Origin of the sequence: Actinomadura madurae (assembly GCF_047130825.1) — a bacterium.
In the GTDB taxonomy this organism is placed as follows: domain Bacteria; phylum Actinomycetota; class Actinomycetes; order Streptosporangiales; family Streptosporangiaceae; genus Spirillospora; species Spirillospora madurae.
Map to the genome: position 1 here is coordinate 628,707 of NZ_CP083237.1, position 17,354 is coordinate 646,060.

Here is a 17,354-nt window from a genome sequence, read left to right on the forward strand (position 1 = left end):
CGTTGACGACGCACGTTCGTCAGGTGGCTGCTCATAGATGTGGAGCACTGGCTACTCAGCTCACCGCTCGTGTGAGCCGGCAAGTACCGCCTCCCAGACCCGTGAGGGTGTTGGGGGGAGTGGGAACGGCGGTGTCGGGCGGGTGGTGGGTTGGACACGCTGTTGGGTCCTGAGGGAACGGGCGCAAGCCCGGGTGACCTCTGGATCGCGGGACCAGGACCACATTCCTTTGTCGGGGGTGTGGTTTTGGTGGGCCCGGTTGTTTTTTGAGAACTGCACAGTGGACGCGAGCATCTCTGGTGAGGGATATGGCCTCTTTTGGGGTTGTGTCTCTTATCTGCGATTTGTTTTGATCGTTTTGTGTGTTCAAGTTTTTAAGGGCATACGGTGGATGCCTTGGCATCAGGAGCCGATGAAGGACGTGGGAGCCTGCGATATGCCTCGGGGAGTCGGCAACCAGACTTTGATCCGGGGATTTCCGAATGGGGAAACCTGGCACTCGTCATGGGGTGTCGCCGCCTGCTGAATGTATAGGCAGGTTGGTGGGAACGCGGGGAAGTGAAACATCTCAGTACCGCAGGAAGAGAAAACAATAGTGATTCCGTGAGTAGTGGTGAGCGAAAGCGGAGGAGCCTAAACCGTGCGCGTGTGATAGCCGGCAGGCGTTGCGTGTGCGGGGTTGTGGGACCATCCGGTCAGTGCTGCCGCGCTGGCGAGGAGTTACAAACTGCTCGGATAGTTGAACGGCTTGGGATGGCCGACCGTAGACGGTGAGAGTCCGGTAGACGAAATTCGAGTGGCTTCTGGGTGTGTTCCCGAGTAGCACGGGGCCCGTGAAATCCCGTGTGAATCTGCCACGACCACGTGGTAAGGCTGAATACTTCCTGGTGACCGATAGCGGACTAGTACCGTGAGGGAAAGGTGAAAAGTGCCCCGGTGAGGGGTCGTGAAATAGTACCTGAAACCGTGTGCCTACAAGCCGTCAGAGCGTCCTCAAGGGGGAACTTGTTTTTCCTTTGTTCGTGATGGCGTGCCTTTTGAAGAATGAGCCTGCGAGTTATGGTGTGTGGCGAGGTTAACCGGTGGCGGGTAGCCGTAGCGAAAGCGAGTCTGAATAGGGCGTTTTTAGTCGCATGCTGTAGACCCGAAGCGGGGTGATCTAGCCATGGGCAGGGTGAAGCGCCGGTAAGACGGTGTGGAGGCCCGAACCCACCAGGGTTGAAAACCTGGGGGATGACCTGTGGTTAGGGGTGAAAGGCCAATCAAACTCCGTGATAGCTGGTTCTCCCCGAAATGCATTTAGGTGCAGCGTTGCGTGTTTCTTGCCGGAGGTAGAGCTACTGGATGGCTGATGGGCCCTACAAGGTTACTGACGTCAGCCAAACTCCGAATGCCGGTAAGTGAGAGCGTGGCAGTGAGACTGCGGGGGATAAGCTTCGTAGTCGAGAGGGAAACAGCCCAGATCATCGGCTAAGGCCCCTAAGCGTGTGCTAAGTGGGAAAGGATGTGGAGTTGCCGTGACAACCAGGAGGTTGGCTTAGAAGCAGCCATCCTTGAAAGAGTGCGTAATAGCTCACTGGTCAAGTGATTCCGCGCCGACAATGTAGCGGGGCTCAAGCACACCGCCGAAGCCGTGGCATTGCATCCCTTTCGGGGGGTGTGATGGGTAGGGGAGCGTCCTGTAGCCGGCGAAGCCGCCGAGTGATCGAGTGGTGGAGGCTGCGGGAGTGAGAATGCAGGCATGAGTAGCGAATCACACGTGAGAAACGTGTGCGCCGGATGACCAAGGGTTCCTGGGGCAGGCTAATCCGCCCAGGGTAAGTCGGGACCTAAGGCGAGGCCGACAGGCGTAGTCGATGGACAACGGGTTGATATTCCCGTACCCGCTGGTATGCGCCAACGCTGAACCCTCTGATGCTAACCACCTGAACCGGGTTGTGGGCCTTCGGGCCTGTTGCTCGGCGAGCGTGGGACCCGAGGGGGTAGTAGGTGAGTGATGGGGTGACGCAGGAGGGTAGCTCAGCCCAGGCGATGGTTGTCCTGGGGTAAGCATGTAGCCCGCGCCATAGGTAAATCCGTGGCGTGTGAAGGGTGAGATGTGATGCCGAGCCGTTTTAGGTGAAGTGAGTGATCCCATGCTGTCGAGAAAAGCCTCTAGCGAGTGTACTGGCGGCCCGTACCCTAAACCGACTCAGGTGGTCAGGTAGAGAATACCAAGGCGATCGGGTGAACTGTGGTTAAGGAACTCGGCAAATTGCCCCCGTAACTTTGGGAGAAGGGGGACCACGTCTGGTGAACCGTCTTGCACGGGGAGCTGGGTGGGGTCGCAGAGGCCAGGGGGAAGCGACTGTTTACTAAAAACACAGGTCCGTGCGAAGTCGTAAGACGCTGTATACGGACTGACGCCTGCCCGGTGCCGGAACGTTAAGAGGACCGGTTAGATGCCTTTTGGGTGTCGAAGCTGAGAATCTAAGCGCCGGTAAACGGCGGTGGTAACTATAACCATCCTAAGGTAGCGAAATTCCTTGTCGGGTAAGTTCCGACCTGCACGAATGGCGTAACGACTTCCCCGCTGTCTCAACCACAGGCCCGGTGAAATTGCAGTACGAGTAAAGATGCTCGTTTCGCGCAGCAGGACGGAAAGACCCCGGGACCTTCACTACAGCTTGGCATTGGCGCCTGAAGCGTCTTGTGTAGGATAGGTGGGAGACTGTGAAGCCGGCACGCCAGTGTCGGTGGAGTCGTTGGTGAAATACCACTCTGGTCGTTTTGAGCGTCTAACCCGCACCCGTGGATCCGGGTGGGGGACAGTGCCTGGTGGGTAGTTTAACTGGGGCGGTTGCCTCCTAAAGTGTAACGGAGGCGCCCAAAGGTTCCCTCAGCCTGGTTGGCAATCAGGTGGCGAGTGCAAGGGCACAAGGGAGCTTGACTGTGAGACGGACGTGTCGAGCAGGTGCGAAAGCAGGGCCTAGTGATCCGGCACCTACGTGTGGAAGTGGTGTCGCTCAACGGCTAAAAGGTACCCCGGGGATAACAGGCTGATCTTCCCCAAGAGTCCATATCGACGGGATGGTTTGGCACCTCGATGTCGGCTCGTCGCATCCTGGGGCTGGAGTAGGTCCCAAGGGTTGGGCTGTTCGCCCATTAAAGCGGCACGCGAGCTGGGTTTAGAACGTCGCGAGACAGTTCGGTCCCTATCCGCTGTGCGCGTAGGAGAATTGAGAGGGTCTGTCCCTAGTACGAGAGGACCGGGACGGACGAACCTCTGGTGTGCCAGTTGTCCCGCCAGGGGCACGGCTGGTTGGCTACGTTCGGTCGGGATAACCGCTGAAAGCATCTAAGCGGGAAGCCTTCCTCGAGATGAGTTCTCCCACCCCTTTGTGGGTGTAAGGCCCCCGGTAGACGATCGGGTTGATAGGCCGGAGATGGAAGCGCGGTGACGTGTGGAGTCGACCGGTACTAATAGGCCGAGTGGCTTGAACACACATGACGTTCAAACCGAATCGCTGTTGTGAGTTGTTCGCGTCCCTGTGTGGTTCCTGGAAAACAACCGGGAACCCGCATTAATCAAGTGAATACCGAGCCTGGCTCGGACGTTGAGACTTGCACACCCCCGCTGGGGGTGGTGCGTTGAGGCGTTCGGTGGTTTTGGCGAGGGGGAAACACCCGGTCCCATTCCGAACCCGGAAGTTAAGCCTCTCAGCGCCGATGGTACTGCATGGGAGACTGTGTGGGAGAGTAGGACACCGCCGGACCTATATTGCAGGAAGGCCCCGCCGATTTCGGCGGGGCCTTTCTCATTTCTCCGGTGCGGGGCCGCCGCGTCCGGCGAAGGTGTCCCAGAGGATGGCGGCCGGTTCGGCCGTGGTGAAGAGCGATTCGATGCGGGACCGGTCGCCGTCCAGATGAGTGAGAGTCTGCACGCCGAGGAACATCGCGACGGCGATCATGCCGAGGTCGCGGGACGGGACCAGGCTCTCGAAGGCAGTCCCGGCGACGAGCCGGCGCACCGTGGCCGCGGCGAACTCCGACCACGACTCGACATGGGCGAGCAGCTCGTCACGCAGCCGAGGCGACGCCGACGACGCTCTGAACAATTCCTGGACGGCGTCGATGTGCCCCTGGTCTTGCATGTCCTCGGCGTACAGCTCGCGGAGACGGGCGAGCAGTTCGGTGGCGTCCGAGCAGGAGTCGAGGACCTCTTCGTAGCGTTCCCTGCGCGCCCGGCTCGTATGGCCGAGGGCGGCGACGAACAGGTCTTCCAGGTCCTCGAAGTGGTAGTAGATGACGCCCGGCGCGAAACCGCCCGTCCTGGCGATCGAGCGGGCGGTCGTCCCGCCGTAGCCTTCGACGGCCAGCGTCCTGATGGCCGCCTCGAGCAGACGTCTCCTCGCTTCCGCGCGGGGCGCCATCAAAACCTCCCGAGTGGACCGTGGCTTTCAGGCGACGGGTGTATCGGGGTCCCGGTAGGGGCTGGCCCGCGCCAGCGGGACAGGATCAAGCACGAAGTGCGCACTGGTTCATCCTTCCGACCTCGTTAGATAGGCAACGCTCGTGTAATGAGCGTGTGACTCGTCGGGTGCGCACTTCTCCCGGTGCGGCGTATGACCTCGGGTACCACGTGGTGTGGTGCGCCAAGTACCGCTGCCCGTCCTCGGCGGCCGGGTCAAGGACCGCCTGGAGGAGTTGATCCGCGCCAAGGCCGACGGGCACGGGTGGCAGATCGTGGCGCTTGAGGTGATGCCCGACCACGTGCATCTGTTCGTCAGGGCGCACCGCAACACCTCCCGCACGTGTGCCCGCTGCGGGCACTGCGCTGCGGAGAACCGCGTCACCCAAGCCGCGTTCGCGTGTACGGCGTGCGGGCACACCGCGCACGCCGACGTGAGCGCGGCGATCAACATCTTGAGGGCAGGGCTTGCCCTTCGCGACGCCGCGGAAGCGGCCTAGCGAGAAGCCGCTCCCTTCAGGGAGCGGAGGAGTCACGGCCGTCAGATCACCTTCCGCGGCCGTACTCCGGCCTCCGCGAGGACGGGGTCGAGGCGGCGGGCGAGCCGGGACAGATGGTGGCTCGGCACCTGCGGGTACAGATGGTGCTCCAAGTGGTACGTCAACTCCAGGAACAGGGCGGGAACGACGCGGCCGCGCAGGGTGTGGGTCTGCGTGAGCGGCGTGTCCCCGTAATGCCGGTGCGGCAGGTGGACGGTCAGCAGCGGATACACCCAGCTTCCCACGAGCACCATCACCGCGTACACGAGCAGGCCCCGGGAGAAGAGCAGCCCGGCGCCGACGGCCGCGAACGGCAGGGCCGCTTCGGCCAGCAGCCACGCCCGCTGGCTCACGGAGGCACGGCGGAACGCCCACCCCCACAGGCGGGCGAGGAACACCGGTCCGTACAGGACCGCGCCGACCGCCGACAGGTCCGCTGGATGGCCTTCCGGGTCCTCGTCGCTGGGGAAGGTGCGGTGGTGTTGCAGGTGGGTGGCGCGGTAGGCGTGGCCGCTCTCCAGCAGCACGGCGCCGAGGAGGAACAGGAACCACTCGGTCGACCGTCTCCCGAGCCCTAGTGACCGGTGGACGACGTCGTGCGTCGCGGTCACCACCGCCACGAAGATGCCGAAGGCGACCAGTGGGGTGAACCACCACCATCCGGCCGCCCACACGGCCGCGAACAGCACGATCCCGGCGTACGGCAGCGACAGGGTGAGGACGCGTCGCCGCCGCGTGGTGACGAGCAGGTCGGGGCCGAGTTCGGAAAGCCTGGGGATCATCGGGACACCCCCGTCCGGCGCGCGGTCCTGAGCACCTCGTCCGCGACTATCCTGCTGCCCAGCGCGCACGCGACGGTGCCCAGCCCCGGCCAGGTCGAGTCGCCGACGAGCCACAGGCCCGGCACGCCGAGCGAGTGCGGGATCGCGTTCTGGTTGGCGTTGCGCGGCGTCTGGTGCGCACCGCCGACCGCGCCGCCGGGCCGGAACGCGAAGCGCTCGTACGACCGGGGCGTGCCGACGTCCCACACCCGGGCACGCTCGCCGAGGTTCGGATGGACGCGGCGGGCCAGGCCGACGAGATGCTCCCCTGCGGCCCGTTTGCGGACCTCGTAGTCGGCGTCCGGCAGGCCCTCCCAGTCCGCCAGCGCGGTGTGCGTGGAGATCATCACGGCGCGGTCGCCCGGTGGTGCGCTGTCGGTGTCGCCCGGCGCGGACACCGACACGAACATGTTGTTGCCGTCGCCGAGCGGCCGGTCGTAGTCCTGGAGCAGCTGGTGATGGGTGAACTCCTGGCCGGCGACCTCGTCCTCCGGCACGCCGAGGAACACCACGATCGCGCCGCCCATGTCCTTCTCGTCCCGCTCCAGGTAGGGGCGCAGCGGCCGGGCGGCGTCCGGGACGACACGCGCGGTCGTCGGCGCCGGCAGGGCGCTCACCACCTGCCGGGCGTGGACGACGCCGCGTTTCGTGTGGACGTCGAACGCTCCGGCGCGTCCGGTGACCCGGTCGACGTGGCAGCCGACCCGGAGCCGGCCGCCCATACCGCGGTAGTGCGCGAGGAAGCGGCGCCAGAAGCCGCGCATCCCGCCGTCGGCGCGGGTGAGCCCGGCACCGCGGATGGTGACCCCCAGCGCGGCGTTGATCAGGGGGGCGCGGTCGACGGTGCTGTGCACCGTGTCCTCGACGAGCATCGACAGCAGCCCCACGAGCGGTTTGTCGCCGCGCAGGCCGTGCCGGACGAGGACGTCGCCGAGGGTCGTGTTCAGGTGCCGGGTGAGCGGGAGGCCCCGCGGCCCAAGGGCCCGCAGGTTGTGGGTCAGGTCGGCGGGACGCCGAACCGGCAGCCGTACCCCGGCGCGGCTCGCGTCCCAGAACACCTGGGCCAGGTGATCGAGCCGCGTCCAGAAGGCGCGGTGGGCGGGGCCGTCGCCGAGGGCCCGCAGCCGCTCTCGATGCCATGCCCGGGTGTCGCGGTGGAGGGTCACCGTGCGGTCGGGCAGCCAGCCGACGTAACCGGGCAGGGCCTCCCCGGGGACCGGGTCCATGCCGATCGCGTCGAGCAGTTCCGCTCCGACGCCGCCGGGCTCGAAGTCGACCATGGTCGTCGCGCCGACGTCGAACGAGAACCCCCGCCGCCGGTAGTAGCCGGCGCAGCCGCCCACGTGCCCGTGCGCCTCGACGACGAGCGTGGACACCCCGGCCGCCTGCAACCGGGCCGCCGTCGCCATGCCCGCCAGGCCCCCGCCGAGCACCGCGACCTCGCACGACACCGGAAACCGCGGCGCCGCCCTCGGCGGGCGTGCGTTTTGAACGCTTGTTCTGAACATACGTTCAGAGTCTGCCGATCATGTGTCGGCGTCAACGTGATGTGCCCGACATGGCCGGAGGCGGCCGCGTCGGCCGATGCGGCGAGAAGCGCGACGCAGGCCTGCGGGCGGGAAGTGCCAGGCTGCTGGGATGGATCTCGGCTGGCCCGGTCAGCTCGACTGGTACTGGCGGAACCGGTTGAGGTCGCGGCTGGAGGGGCTCACCCGATGATGAGTACTTCTGGGAGCCGGCGCCGGGAGGCTGGAGCGTCCGCCCACAGGGGGAGGCGACGAGCCCGATGGCGGCAGGCGCGGGGGGGGGTATGAGGATTTCCCCTTCGTCGCGCTCGTCCTGTACATCAACCGTGAGGTCGTCCACCACGAAGCAGGGATCGCGCTGCTCCGCGACCTCTACCTCCAGAGCCGGGCAAGGTCCGGGTGGGCGCGTCCTGGGGTGACGGTGGTGATGCGGTAGCGGGCGACCCCCGCCTTGACGAAGGGGTCCTCGGCGGCGACGTCCTCCGCGCCCTGGCGGTCGACGCCCGCGGCGATGATGAGCCCGCCCTGCGAGGTGGGGACGGTCTGGCCCGAGAGGACGAACGTGCCGGCGGCATGGTGCCGTTCGAGGAACGCCACGTGACCGGCGACATGCGGCTCGGCCGCCTGCTCCGAACCCGTGTACTCCAGCCGCAGCAGGTGCAGCATTCGACCTCCCCGATCCCCGTCCGCGACCGGACGAGTCTGCCAGAGGACGCGCGAGGCCCGGCGGACTGGACGGCCTCGGCGACGCGCGAGGCCGTCCATCCCGCTATCGTGCTGCCGCGTGACCTCTGCATTCAGAACCTGGAGGTGAGGTAGCGTGCCGCCGCTCTCAGCCCGGCTCGCCGAGATCGTGGACGCGCTGCCGCTCACGCCGGACATGCGCGTCCTGGAGATCGGGTGCGGACCCGGGGCCGCCGCCCGCGCTATCGCCGCCCGGCTGGACACCGGGCACATCCTCGCGATCGACCGCTCCGCCAAGGCGATCGCGCAGGCGGAGGCGTCCTCGGCCGAGGAGATCGCGTCCGGACGGATGAGCGTCCGGCGGGCGGCCATCGAGGGGTTCACCCCGGAACCCGGCGAAGGCCCCTTCGACCTCGTCCTCGCCGTGCGGGTCGGGGCGCTCGACGGCCGACACCCCGAGGCCGGGCGCAAGGCCAGGGAGCGCATCGCCGCCGTGCTGGCGCCGGGAGGCCGCCTCTTCATCGACGGCGGCGATCCCCTGCGGGAGATTCCTCTCTGACCCGGGCGGGCCCGGTCAGCGGCCGAGCGCCCGGTCCAGGGTGATCGCCCACTGCCTCAGCAGGCGGGTGCGGCGCGCCGAGTCGTCGGTGAGCAGGTCGGCGAGGCCGAGGCCGCGGACGAGGTCGAGGGTCGCCTGCACCGTCTCGCGGACGCCGGGGACGGACTCGTCCGCGCCCAGCGCCTCGACGGTGAGCCGGTGCGCCTCGCGTCCGACCTTGGCCTCCAGGGGCACGATCCGCGCGCGGAGCTGCTCGTCGGAACTGGCGGCGACCCAGAGCTGCAGGGCGGCCCGGAACAGCGGGCTGGTGTACATCTCGCCGAGCAGGGTCACCACGTCCAGCGTGGACGGACGGTGGTCGGCGAGCGCGTCCAGGCGCTCGCGCATCTGCGCCATCCGCACGTCCGACCCGTACTCGACGGCCGCCGTCACCAGTTCCTCGCGCGTCCGGAAGTGGTGCTGGGCGGCGCCCCGGGAGACGCCCGCGCGCTCGGCGACCACCGCGACGGTCGTCCCCGCCCAGCCGACGGACGCCAGGCAGCCGACGGCGGCCTCCAGGAGGCGCCGGCGGGTGGCGCGGCTGCGGTCCTGCTGGGGCTCGCGGGGGAGTGCCTGGGCGGTCATGCGGTCCTCGGGTCGGTGGCCTTCCAGTCAACCAAAGGATCACGGCGAGAAACAATCATGCGCGATTGATTTTTTCGGGACGGGCTGGCAGGGTTCTGGCATGAGCCAACCGTTGCGGGTGGGCAACGCCTCGGGCTTCTACGGCGACCGCTTCTCCGCGGTCCGGGAGATGCTGGAGGGCGGGCCGCTGGACGTCCTCACCGGCGACTACCTCGCCGAGCTGACGATGCTGATCCTCGGCCGGGGCAGGATGAAGGACCCGGACGCCGGGTACGCGACGACGTTCCTGCGGCAGATGGAGGAGTCCCTCGGGCTCGCGGCGGAGCGCGGCACGAAGATCGTCACGAACGCGGGCGGGCTCAACCCGCGCGGGCTCGCGGACCGGCTGCGTGAGCTCGCCGCCCGCCTCGGCCTCGACGTCCGGATCGCGCATGTCGAAGGCGACGACCTGCTGGCGCGGGCGGGCGAGCTCTGGCCGGCGGACGAGCGCTACGGGCCGCCGCTGACGGCCAACGCCTACCTCGGCGCGTGGGGGATCGCCGAGTGCCTGCGGGCCGGGGCCGACGTGGTGGTGACCGGCCGCGTCACCGACGCGTCGCTGGTCGTGGGCCCGGCCGCCGCGCACTTCGGCTGGGCGCGCGACGACTGGGACGCGCTGGCCGGCGCGACGGCCGCCGGGCACGTCCTGGAGTGCGGCGCCCAGGCGACGGGCGGCAACTTCGCCTTCTTCCAGGAGATCTACAATGTAAAGGCGCTGGGCTTTCCGATCGCCGAGATCCGCCCCGACGGCTCCAGCGTGATCACCAAGCACGACGGCACCGGCGGCGCGGTGACCGTCGAGACCGTCACGGCCCAGCTCCTGTACGAGATCGGCGGGCCGGTCTATGCCGGCCCGGACGTGACGACGCGGTTCGACACGATCGAGCTCGCGCAGGACGGCCCCGACCGGGTGCGGATCGCCGGGGTGAGGGGCGTCCCGCCGCCGCCGACCACGAAGGTGTGCCTGAACCACCTCGGGGGCCACCGCAACGAGATGACGTTCGTCCTGACCGGCCTGGACATCGAGGCGAAGGCCGAGTTCGCGAAGGCGCAGCTCGACGAGGCCTTCGGCGACGCTCGCCCCGCCCGGGTCGAGTGGACCCTCATCGGCACCGCCGAACCCGACCCGGCGACCCAGGGCGAGGCCACGGCCCTGCTGCGCTGCGCCGTCCTGGACCCCGACCCGGACAAGGCGGGCCGCGCCTTCAGCGGAGCCGCCGTGGAACTCGCCCTCGCCGGCTACCCGGGCTTCACGATGACGTCCCCGCCCGGCAAGGGCAGCCCTTACGGCGTCTACAAACCGGCGTTCGTCCCCAACGACATGGTCGACCACGTGGCGGTCACCCACGAGGGCACCCGCATCCCGATCGCACCGCCCCCCACCGTCACTCCACTCCCCACAGACGACTCCACCCCGGCTCCGGCCAGCGGCCCCGCCCCGGCCAGCGGCCCCGCCCCGGCTGCCGAGGGAGGGGAGGATCGAGGTTTCTCCGTCCAGTCCTCACCCGTCCAGTCCTCACCCGCCCAGTCCTCGGCTGCCGAGGGAGGGGGGGACCAAAGTGTCTCCGCCCAGTCCCCACCCGCCCGGGGGGTCCAGCCCAATCCCAGTGTCGAACGCCCAGGTCCCGGGTTGGGGGCCGAACCCGCATCTGTGGACAACCCCGGTCCGTCGGGCACCGTCCGTGAACCCCTGGGGCGGGTCGTCGGGGCGCGGAGCGGGGACAAGGGCGGGGACGCCAACATCGGCGTGTGGGCCCGGACGGACGCCCAGTGGCGCTGGCTGGAGCCCTTCCTCACCATCGACAAGATCCGCGAGCTGCTCCCGGAGACCCGTGACCACGTCGTCCGGCGGCACGTGCTGCCCAACCTGCGTGCGGTGAACTTCGTCGTCGAAGGGCTGCTGCAGGAGGGGGTGTCGGCCTCGACCCGGTTCGACCCGCAGGGCAAGGCACTCGGGGAGTGGCTGCGGTCCCGCCTCGCCGACATCCCGGAGACGATCCTGTGACGCTGAAGAGCACCCTGGACACCCACGGCCCGGAGTACCGGGAACGGCGCGAGGCCATGCTGGAGAAGCTGGCCGCGCTGGACGCCGAGCACGCGAAGGCGCTGGAGGGCGGCGGCGAGAAGTACGTCGCCCGCCACCGAAAGCGCGGGAAGCTGCTGGCCAGGGAACGCATCGAGCTGCTGCTCGACCCCGATTCGCCGTTCCTTGAGCTGAGCCCGCTCGCGGCATGGGGGAGCGACTTCCCCGTCGGGGCGAGCATCGTCACCGGCATCGGCGTCGTCGAGGGCGTCGAATGCGTGATCGTGGCGAACGACCCGACGGTCCGGGGCGGGGCGAGCAACCCGTGGACCGTGAAGAAGAGCTTCCGCGCGTCCGACATCGCCCTGGAGAACCGGCTCCCCCTCATCAACCTGGTCGAGTCGGGCGGCGCGGACCTGCCGACCCAGAAGGAGATCTTCATCCCGGGCGGGCGGATGTTCCGGGACCTGACCCGGCTCTCGGCGGCCGGCATCCCGACGATCGCGCTGGTGTTCGGGAACTCCACCGCCGGCGGCGCGTACATCCCGGGCATGTGCGACTACGTCGTCATGGTCAAGGAGCGCGCGAAGGTGTTCCTCGGCGGGCCGCCGCTGGTGAAGATGGCGACGGGGGAGGAGGCCGCCGACGAGGAACTGGGCGGCGCCGAGATGCACGCCCGCACGTCCGGGCTCGCCGACTACATGGCCGCGGACGAGACGGACGCGCTGCGCCTCGGCCGCCAGATCGTGAAGAACCTCGGGCACCGCAAGCTCGGCCCCGCCCCGGGCCCGGTGGAGGAACCCCTGTACGACGCGGAGGAACTGGCCGGGATCGTTCCCGAGGACCTGAAGATCCCGTTCGACCCGCGCGAGGTCATCGCCCGGATCGCCGACGGGTCCCGGTTCGACGAGTTCAAGCCCCTGTACGGGACGAGCCTGGTCACCGGCTGGACGCGCGTCCACGGCCACCCGATCGGGATCCTCGCCAACGCGCAGGGCGTCCTGTTCGGGGACGAGGCGCAGAAGGCGGCACAGTTCATCCAGCTCGCCAACCAGAGCGACACCCCGCTGCTGTTCCTGCACAACACGACCGGCTACATGGTCGGCAAGGAGTACGAGCAGGCCGGGATCATCAAGCACGGGGCCCTGATGATCAACGCGGTGGCCAACAGCAAGGTCCCGCACATCTCGATCGTGATGGGCGCCTCGTACGGGGCGGGCAACTACGGCATGTGCGGCCGCGCGTACGACCCGCGGTTCCTGTTCGCGTGGCCGAGCGCCAAGTCGGCGGTGATGGGGCCGCAGCAGCTCGCGGGCGTGCTGTCGATCGTCGCGCGGCAGGCGGCCGAGGCGCGCGGGCAGGTGTACGACGAGGACCAGGACCGCGCGATGCGGGAGATGGTCGAGGCGCAGATCGAGGCCGAGTCGCTGCCGTTCTTCCTGTCGGGGCGCCTCTACGACGACGGCGTGATCGACCCGCGCGACACCCGCACCGTCCTCGGGCTGTGCCTGTCCGCCGTCTGCAACGCGCCCGTGCGCGGGGCCGACGGCTTCGGCGTCTTCCGGATGTGAGCGTACAAATGATCAAGAGTCTGCTGGTCGCCAACCGCGGCGAGATCGCCCGCCGCGTCCTGCGCGCCTGCCGCGACCTCGGCATCGCGACGGTCGCCGTCCACTCCGACCCGGACGCGGGCGCGCCGCACGTCCGGGAGGCGGACGCGGCGGGACGGCTGCCCGGCGCGTCGCCCGCGGAGACGTACCTGTCGGCCGGGCGGATCCTCGCCGTGGCCGAGCAGGCCGGGGCCGACGCGGTGCACCCCGGCTACGGGTTCCTGTCGGAGAACGCGGACTTCGCGCGGGCCGTCATCGACGCCGGGCTGACCTGGGTCGGCCCGCCGCCCGCCGCGATCGCCGCGATGGGCTCCAAGATCGAGGCGAAGAAGCTGATGGCCGCGGCGGACGTCCCGGTCCTGCCCGACCTCGACCCCGCCGGCGTGCCCGGCGACGGCTTCCCGCTGCTGGTCAAGGCGTCCGCGGGCGGCGGCGGGCGCGGCATGCGGATCGTCCGGGAGCCGGGCGGGCTGCAGGACGCCCTCGCGGCGGCCCGCCGCGAGGCGGAGTCGGCCTTCGGCGACCCGACCGTGTTCTGCGAGCCGCTGCTGGAGGACGCCCGGCACATCGAGGTGCAGATCCTCGCCGACGCGCACGGCACCGTCTGGGCGCTAGGCGAGCGCGAGTGCTCGATCCAGCGCCGCCACCAGAAGATCGTCGAGGAGGCGCCGTCCCCGGCCGTCGGGCCGGACCTGCGCGCCCGGCTGTGCGAGGCGGCGGCGAACGCGGCCCGCGCGATCGGGTACGAGGGCGCCGGCACGGTCGAGTTCATGCTCGCCCCGGACGGCCGCTTCTTCTTCCTGGAGGTCAACACCCGGCTGCAGGTCGAGCATCCGGTCACCGAGTGCGTGTACGGCGTGGACCTCGTACGGCTGCAGATCGAGGTCGCCGAAGGCGCGCGGCTGCCGAAGGACGTGCCGGAACCCCGCGGCCACGCCATCGAGGTCCGCCTGTACGCCGAGGACCCCGCGCAGGACTGGCGGCCCGCCAGCGGCACCCTGCACACCTTCGAGGTGCCGGGTGCCGACGCCGCGTTCGCCGTCCCCGCCGCCCACGGGCTGCGGCTCGACAGCGGCGTCGAGAGCGGCACGGAGGTCGGCGTCCACTACGACCCGATGCTCGCCAAGCTGATCGCCTGGGCGCCGTCCCGGGCCGCCGCCGCCCGCAGGCTGGCCGCCGGGCTGCGCGGCGCCCGCATCCACGGCCTGACCACGAACCGCGACCTGCTCGTCCGGATCCTGGAGGAGCCGGCCTTCCTGGACGGCGACACCGACACCGGCTACCTCGACCGCGTCGGCCTCGGCGCCCTGGCCGCGCCGCTGGCGGACGAGGCGGCCGTGCGGATCTCCGCGCTGGCCGCCGCGCTCGCCCGGGCCGCCGCGAGCCGGGCCGGCGCCGCGGTGCTCGGCGGCCTCCCGTCCGGCTGGCGCAATGTCCGGTCCCAGCCGCAGCGCAGGACGTTCCACGGACCGCACGGCCGCGTCGACGTCGACTACGACCTGAACCGGGGCCGGCTCACCTCCGAGCGGTTCCCCGGCGTCTCGCTGGTGAGCGCCGCACCGGAGCAGGTCGTCCTCGACCGTGACGGCCTCCGCGAGACCTTCACCGTGACCGCGGCCGGAAACCGCGTGCACGTCGACTCCCGCCTCGGCCCGGTGACGCTGGACGTCGTCCCGCGGTTCGCCGACCCGAGCGACCAGATCGCCCCCGGCTCCCTCCTCGCCCCCATGCCCGGGACCGTCGTGCGCGTCGAGACGGAGGCGGGGGCGGAGGTCGCCGCGGGGCAGGTCCTCGTCGTCCTGGAGGCGATGAAGATGGAGCACCGCGTCGCCGCGCCGTCCGCCGGGACGGTCACCGAACTGAACGTCGCCGCGGGACGGCAGGTCGAGTCCGGCGCCGTCCTCGCCGTCATCGAAAGGACCCCGGGATGAGCTTCGTCGAGACCGAGGAGCGGCAGGCGCTGCGCGCGGCCGTCGCGGAACTCGGTGCCAAGTACGGTTCCTCCTACTACGTGGAGAAGGCCAGGGTCGGGCTGAAGACCGACGAGCTGTGGGCCGAGGCCGCGGGGCTCGGCTACCTCGGCGTCAACGTCCCGGAGGAGTACGGTGGCGGAGGCGGTGGCATCGGCGACCTCGCCGCCGTGTGCGAGGAGCTGGCCGCCGCGGGCTGCCCGCTGCTGCTCATGGTCGTGTCCCCGGCGATCTGCGCGACGATCATCGCCCGGTCCGGCACGGACGGCCAGAAGAAGCACTGGCTGCCGCGCTTCGCCGACGGCTCGGTGAAGATGGCGTTCGCGATCACCGAGCCCGACGCCGGCTCCAACGCGCACCGCATCACCACCACGGCGCGCCGCGACGGCGGGGGTTGGGTGCTGAACGGGCAGAAGACGTTCATCTCCGGCGTGGACGAGGCGGACGCCGTCCTGTTCGTCTCCCGCACGCAGGACCAGAAGGGGAACCTGCGGCCCTCGCTGTTCATCGTCCCGACGGGCGTGCCGGGCTTCACCTTCACCCCTATCGACATGGAGATCGTGTCGCCGGAGAAGCAGTTCGTCTGCCACCTCGACGACGTCCGGCTGCCCTACGACGCGCTCGTCGGCGACGAGGACGGCGGCCTGCTGCAGCTGTTCGCCGGCCTCAACCCCGAGCGGATCATGGCCGCCGCCATGGGCGCCGGGATCGGCCGGCTCGCCCTCGGCAAGGCGACCGCCTACGCGAGGCAACGGCAGGTGTTCAAGACCCCGATCGGCGCGCACCAGGGCCTCGCGCACCCGCTCGCCGCCGCGAAGATCGAGCTGGAGCTGGCCCGGCTCATGGCGCAGAAGGCCGCCTGGCTCTACGACCAGGGCGACGACATGGGCGCCGGCGAGGCCGCGAACATGGCCAAGTACGCCACCGCCGAGGCCGCGATCCACTGCGTCGACCAGGCCATCCAGACGCACGGCGGCAACGGCCTCACCACCGAGTACGGCGTCGGGATGCTCGCCGGGGTCGTGCGGCTCATGCGGATCGCGCCGGTCAGCCGCGAGATGATCCTGAACTTCGTCGCGCAGCACTCGCTCGGGTTGCCCAAGTCCTACTGACGCGGTGGCGGGGAGGCATCGAGCGCCCTACACTCCTGACCGTTCGGGACTTTTCGACCAACTTGACAACGCGACCCGAGGGACTCCCGTGTACGGTCCGCCGCCTGTTCCGCTGCCCAGCGGCCCCCCGCCCGTCCCTCCGCCCGACCAGCCGGAGGCGCCCCCGGCCGCGCCGCGCGGCCGGCGCCTCGCTGCCTGGAGCATCGACACCGCGCTCATCATCGGCGCCGCCGTCCTCCTGGGCATGATGACGTGGGGACGGCTGAACGGCGTCCTGGGCGACGGGCTGTGGTGGGACGCGCTGTCCGCGACCGGCGGGCTCCTGCTGTCGGGCGGCGACGTCCAGAACGCGGCCAAGGACTTCGGGCTGGACATCTGGCACGAGATCGCCGGCGCCATCGAGCAGGCGCTGCTGCTGCTCATCCTCGTCGAGTTCCTGCACCAGTTCGCGGGCCAGGCCATGACCGGGCGGACCATCGGCAAGGCCGTGCTCGACCTGCGCGTGGCGGACGCGAAGACCGCCAAGTCCCGCGCCCTGCGCCGCTCCCTGGTGACCACCGCGGGAGGGACCGGCCTGTACTGCACCGCATGGATCCTCCTCCTGCACGGCATGTTCTTCTTCGCCCTCGTGGTGTGGGCGGCCGCCGTGGCGGTGTTCCTGGCCAACAGCGCACCCGCCCTCGTCGGCGCCCGGCGGCGCACCCTCGCCGACCTGCTCGCGGGCACCGTCCTGGTCCGCGCGGGCGGCTACCGGCGTGCCGCCGAGGCCGCCCGGCAGGGCGCCGGCGTCGCCTGGGACGGGACGCAGGCGGCGGGCCAGGTCGCGGGCCGGGCCGTCCGCGACAACGCCGCCCGGCTCGCCCAGGCCGAGTCGATGCAGCGGGCCCTGCACTCCGAGCGCGGCCGGCAGGCACAGGAGCTCGGCCGCCGGTCCGTCACCAGGATGCAGGACGCGATGCACGGCGAACGGGCCCAGCAGGCCGGCGACATGGGCAGGCGTCTCGGAGGCCGCCTCAAGAACGCCTACAACGACCGCCGCGCGGCCTGCAAGGACGAACCGCTCCCGCAGCCCCCCGAAACGCCCGCGATCCTTCCACCCGAACCGCACTACGACCCGTACACCCGACCCGACCAGTACGCCCAGCCGAGCCCGTACGCTCAACCTGGCCCGTACGCCCAGCCTGGGCAGTATGCGCCACCGGGTCAGCACGCGCAGCCCGACCCTTATGCCCAGCCGGGCCAGTACGCCCATCCAGACCCGTATGCGCAGCCCGGCCAGCACCAGCCGGGACCGTACGGGCAGCCGGGCCGGCAGCCGCCGCCCGGCCCGTACGGTCAGCCCCAGCCGTACATTCCGCAGCAGCGGGACGAGCCGCCGGAGGAGCGCGTCTGAGCGG

The 17,354-nt window shown here is 69.6% G+C and carries 12 protein-coding genes and 2 rRNA genes; 9 read left to right on the forward strand and 5 right to left on the reverse strand.

The window, feature by feature from the left end; all coding sequences use genetic code 11:
- Positions 1–364 precede the first annotated feature (364 nt).
- Positions 365–3,484: ribosomal RNA gene (locus tag K8Z49_RS02920) — 23S ribosomal RNA — on the forward strand.
- A gap of 154 nt (positions 3,485–3,638) precedes the next feature.
- Positions 3,639–3,755, forward strand: a 5S ribosomal RNA gene (gene rrf / locus K8Z49_RS02925).
- Between the two features lie 42 nt (positions 3,756–3,797).
- Here the strand turns inward: rrf and K8Z49_RS02930 are convergent.
- Positions 3,798–4,412: a TetR/AcrR family transcriptional regulator gene (locus K8Z49_RS02930; RefSeq protein ID WP_075021661.1), complete on the reverse strand. Its 615-nt coding sequence runs from the start codon at positions 4,410–4,412 to the stop codon at positions 3,798–3,800.
- A gap of 217 nt (positions 4,413–4,629) precedes the next feature.
- Here K8Z49_RS02930 and K8Z49_RS02935 point away from each other — a divergent pair, with 217 nt between their 5' ends.
- Positions 4,630–4,950: a zinc ribbon domain-containing protein gene (locus K8Z49_RS02935; RefSeq protein WP_412517551.1), complete on the forward strand. Its 321-nt coding sequence runs from the start codon at positions 4,630–4,632 to the stop codon at positions 4,948–4,950.
- Between the two features lie 41 nt (positions 4,951–4,991).
- Here K8Z49_RS02935 and K8Z49_RS02940 read toward each other — a convergent pair whose 3' ends face one another.
- The 3 genes from K8Z49_RS02940 to K8Z49_RS02950 all read right to left on the reverse strand — a co-directional run bounded on the left by K8Z49_RS02940 (position 4,992) and on the right by K8Z49_RS02950 (position 8,002).
- Complete coding sequence (locus K8Z49_RS02940) at positions 4,992–5,771, reverse strand: fatty acid desaturase family protein (RefSeq protein WP_021598140.1); 780 nt, start codon at positions 5,769–5,771, stop codon at positions 4,992–4,994.
- Positions 5,768–7,261, reverse strand: coding sequence for a phytoene desaturase family protein (locus K8Z49_RS02945; protein ID WP_021598139.1), 1,494 nt, complete (start codon positions 7,259–7,261; stop codon positions 5,768–5,770). Before K8Z49_RS02945 ends, K8Z49_RS02940 begins: the two co-directional genes overlap by 4 nt.
- Positions 7,262–7,708: 447 nt before the next feature.
- Positions 7,709–8,002 carry a YciI family protein gene (locus tag K8Z49_RS02950; RefSeq protein ID WP_412517552.1) on the reverse strand — a complete coding sequence of 98 codons (294 nt, stop codon included), beginning with the start codon at positions 8,000–8,002 and terminating at the stop codon, positions 7,709–7,711.
- 154 nt (positions 8,003–8,156) lie between these two features.
- On the opposite strand from K8Z49_RS02950, the gene K8Z49_RS02955 reads away from it, so the two are divergent.
- Positions 8,157–8,579 carry an SAM-dependent methyltransferase gene (locus tag K8Z49_RS02955; protein WP_075021664.1) on the forward strand — a complete coding sequence of 141 codons (423 nt, stop codon included), beginning with the start codon at positions 8,157–8,159 and terminating at the stop codon, positions 8,577–8,579.
- Between the two features lie 15 nt (positions 8,580–8,594).
- Here the strand turns inward: K8Z49_RS02955 and K8Z49_RS02960 are convergent, their stop codons facing one another.
- Positions 8,595–9,203 (reverse strand): TetR/AcrR family transcriptional regulator, encoded by a 609-nt coding sequence (locus tag K8Z49_RS02960; RefSeq protein ID WP_021598136.1) that lies wholly within the window; start codon positions 9,201–9,203, stop codon positions 8,595–8,597.
- A gap of 100 nt (positions 9,204–9,303) precedes the next feature.
- On the opposite strand from K8Z49_RS02960, the gene K8Z49_RS02965 reads away from it, so the two are divergent.
- The 5 genes from K8Z49_RS02965 (at position 9,304) to K8Z49_RS02985 (ending at position 17,350) form a co-directional block, all read left to right on the forward strand.
- On the forward strand, positions 9,304–11,247 hold the full coding sequence (locus K8Z49_RS02965) for an acyclic terpene utilization AtuA family protein (RefSeq protein ID WP_412517553.1): 1,944 nt from the start codon (positions 9,304–9,306) through the stop codon (positions 11,245–11,247).
- The gene (locus K8Z49_RS02970) at positions 11,244–12,836 is read left to right on the forward strand and encodes an acyl-CoA carboxylase subunit beta (RefSeq protein ID WP_181663284.1); all 1,593 of its coding nucleotides are present in this window, start codon (positions 11,244–11,246) and stop codon (positions 12,834–12,836) included. The genes K8Z49_RS02965 and K8Z49_RS02970 overlap by 4 nt, the downstream gene beginning before the upstream one ends.
- An 8-nt stretch (positions 12,837–12,844) precedes the next feature.
- The gene (locus K8Z49_RS02975; protein WP_412517554.1) at positions 12,845–14,806 is read left to right on the forward strand and encodes a biotin carboxylase N-terminal domain-containing protein; all 1,962 of its coding nucleotides are present in this window, start codon (positions 12,845–12,847) and stop codon (positions 14,804–14,806) included.
- On the forward strand, positions 14,803–15,957 hold the full coding sequence (locus K8Z49_RS02980; RefSeq protein ID WP_412517555.1) for an acyl-CoA dehydrogenase family protein: 1,155 nt from the start codon (positions 14,803–14,805) through the stop codon (positions 15,955–15,957). The genes K8Z49_RS02975 and K8Z49_RS02980 overlap by 4 nt, the downstream gene beginning before the upstream one ends.
- Positions 15,958–16,045: 88 nt before the next feature.
- Complete coding sequence (locus K8Z49_RS02985) at positions 16,046–17,350, forward strand: RDD family protein (RefSeq protein ID WP_412517556.1); 1,305 nt, start codon at positions 16,046–16,048, stop codon at positions 17,348–17,350.
- The last annotated feature ends 4 nt before the right edge of the window (positions 17,351–17,354 follow it).

Bases quoted from the DNA above. Each gene is read 5' to 3' on its own strand.
- K8Z49_RS02930 (WP_075021661.1), bottom strand. From the start codon at position 4,412: ATGGCGCCCCGCGCGGAAGCGAGGAGACGTCTGCTCGAGGCGGCCATC.
- K8Z49_RS02940 (WP_021598140.1), bottom strand. From the start codon at position 5,771: ATGATCCCCAGGCTTTCCGAACTCGGCCCCGACCTGCTCGTCACCACG.
- K8Z49_RS02950 (WP_412517552.1), bottom strand. From the start codon at position 8,002: ATGCTGCACCTGCTGCGGCTGGAGTACACGGGTTCGGAGCAGGCGGCC.
- K8Z49_RS02960 (WP_021598136.1), bottom strand. From the start codon at position 9,203: ATGACCGCCCAGGCACTCCCCCGCGAGCCCCAGCAGGACCGCAGCCGC.
- K8Z49_RS02965 (WP_412517553.1), top strand. From the start codon at position 9,304: ATGAGCCAACCGTTGCGGGTGGGCAACGCCTCGGGCTTCTACGGCGAC.
- K8Z49_RS02975 (WP_412517554.1), top strand. From the start codon at position 12,845: ATGATCAAGAGTCTGCTGGTCGCCAACCGCGGCGAGATCGCCCGCCGC.
- K8Z49_RS02980 (WP_412517555.1), top strand. From the start codon at position 14,803: ATGAGCTTCGTCGAGACCGAGGAGCGGCAGGCGCTGCGCGCGGCCGTC.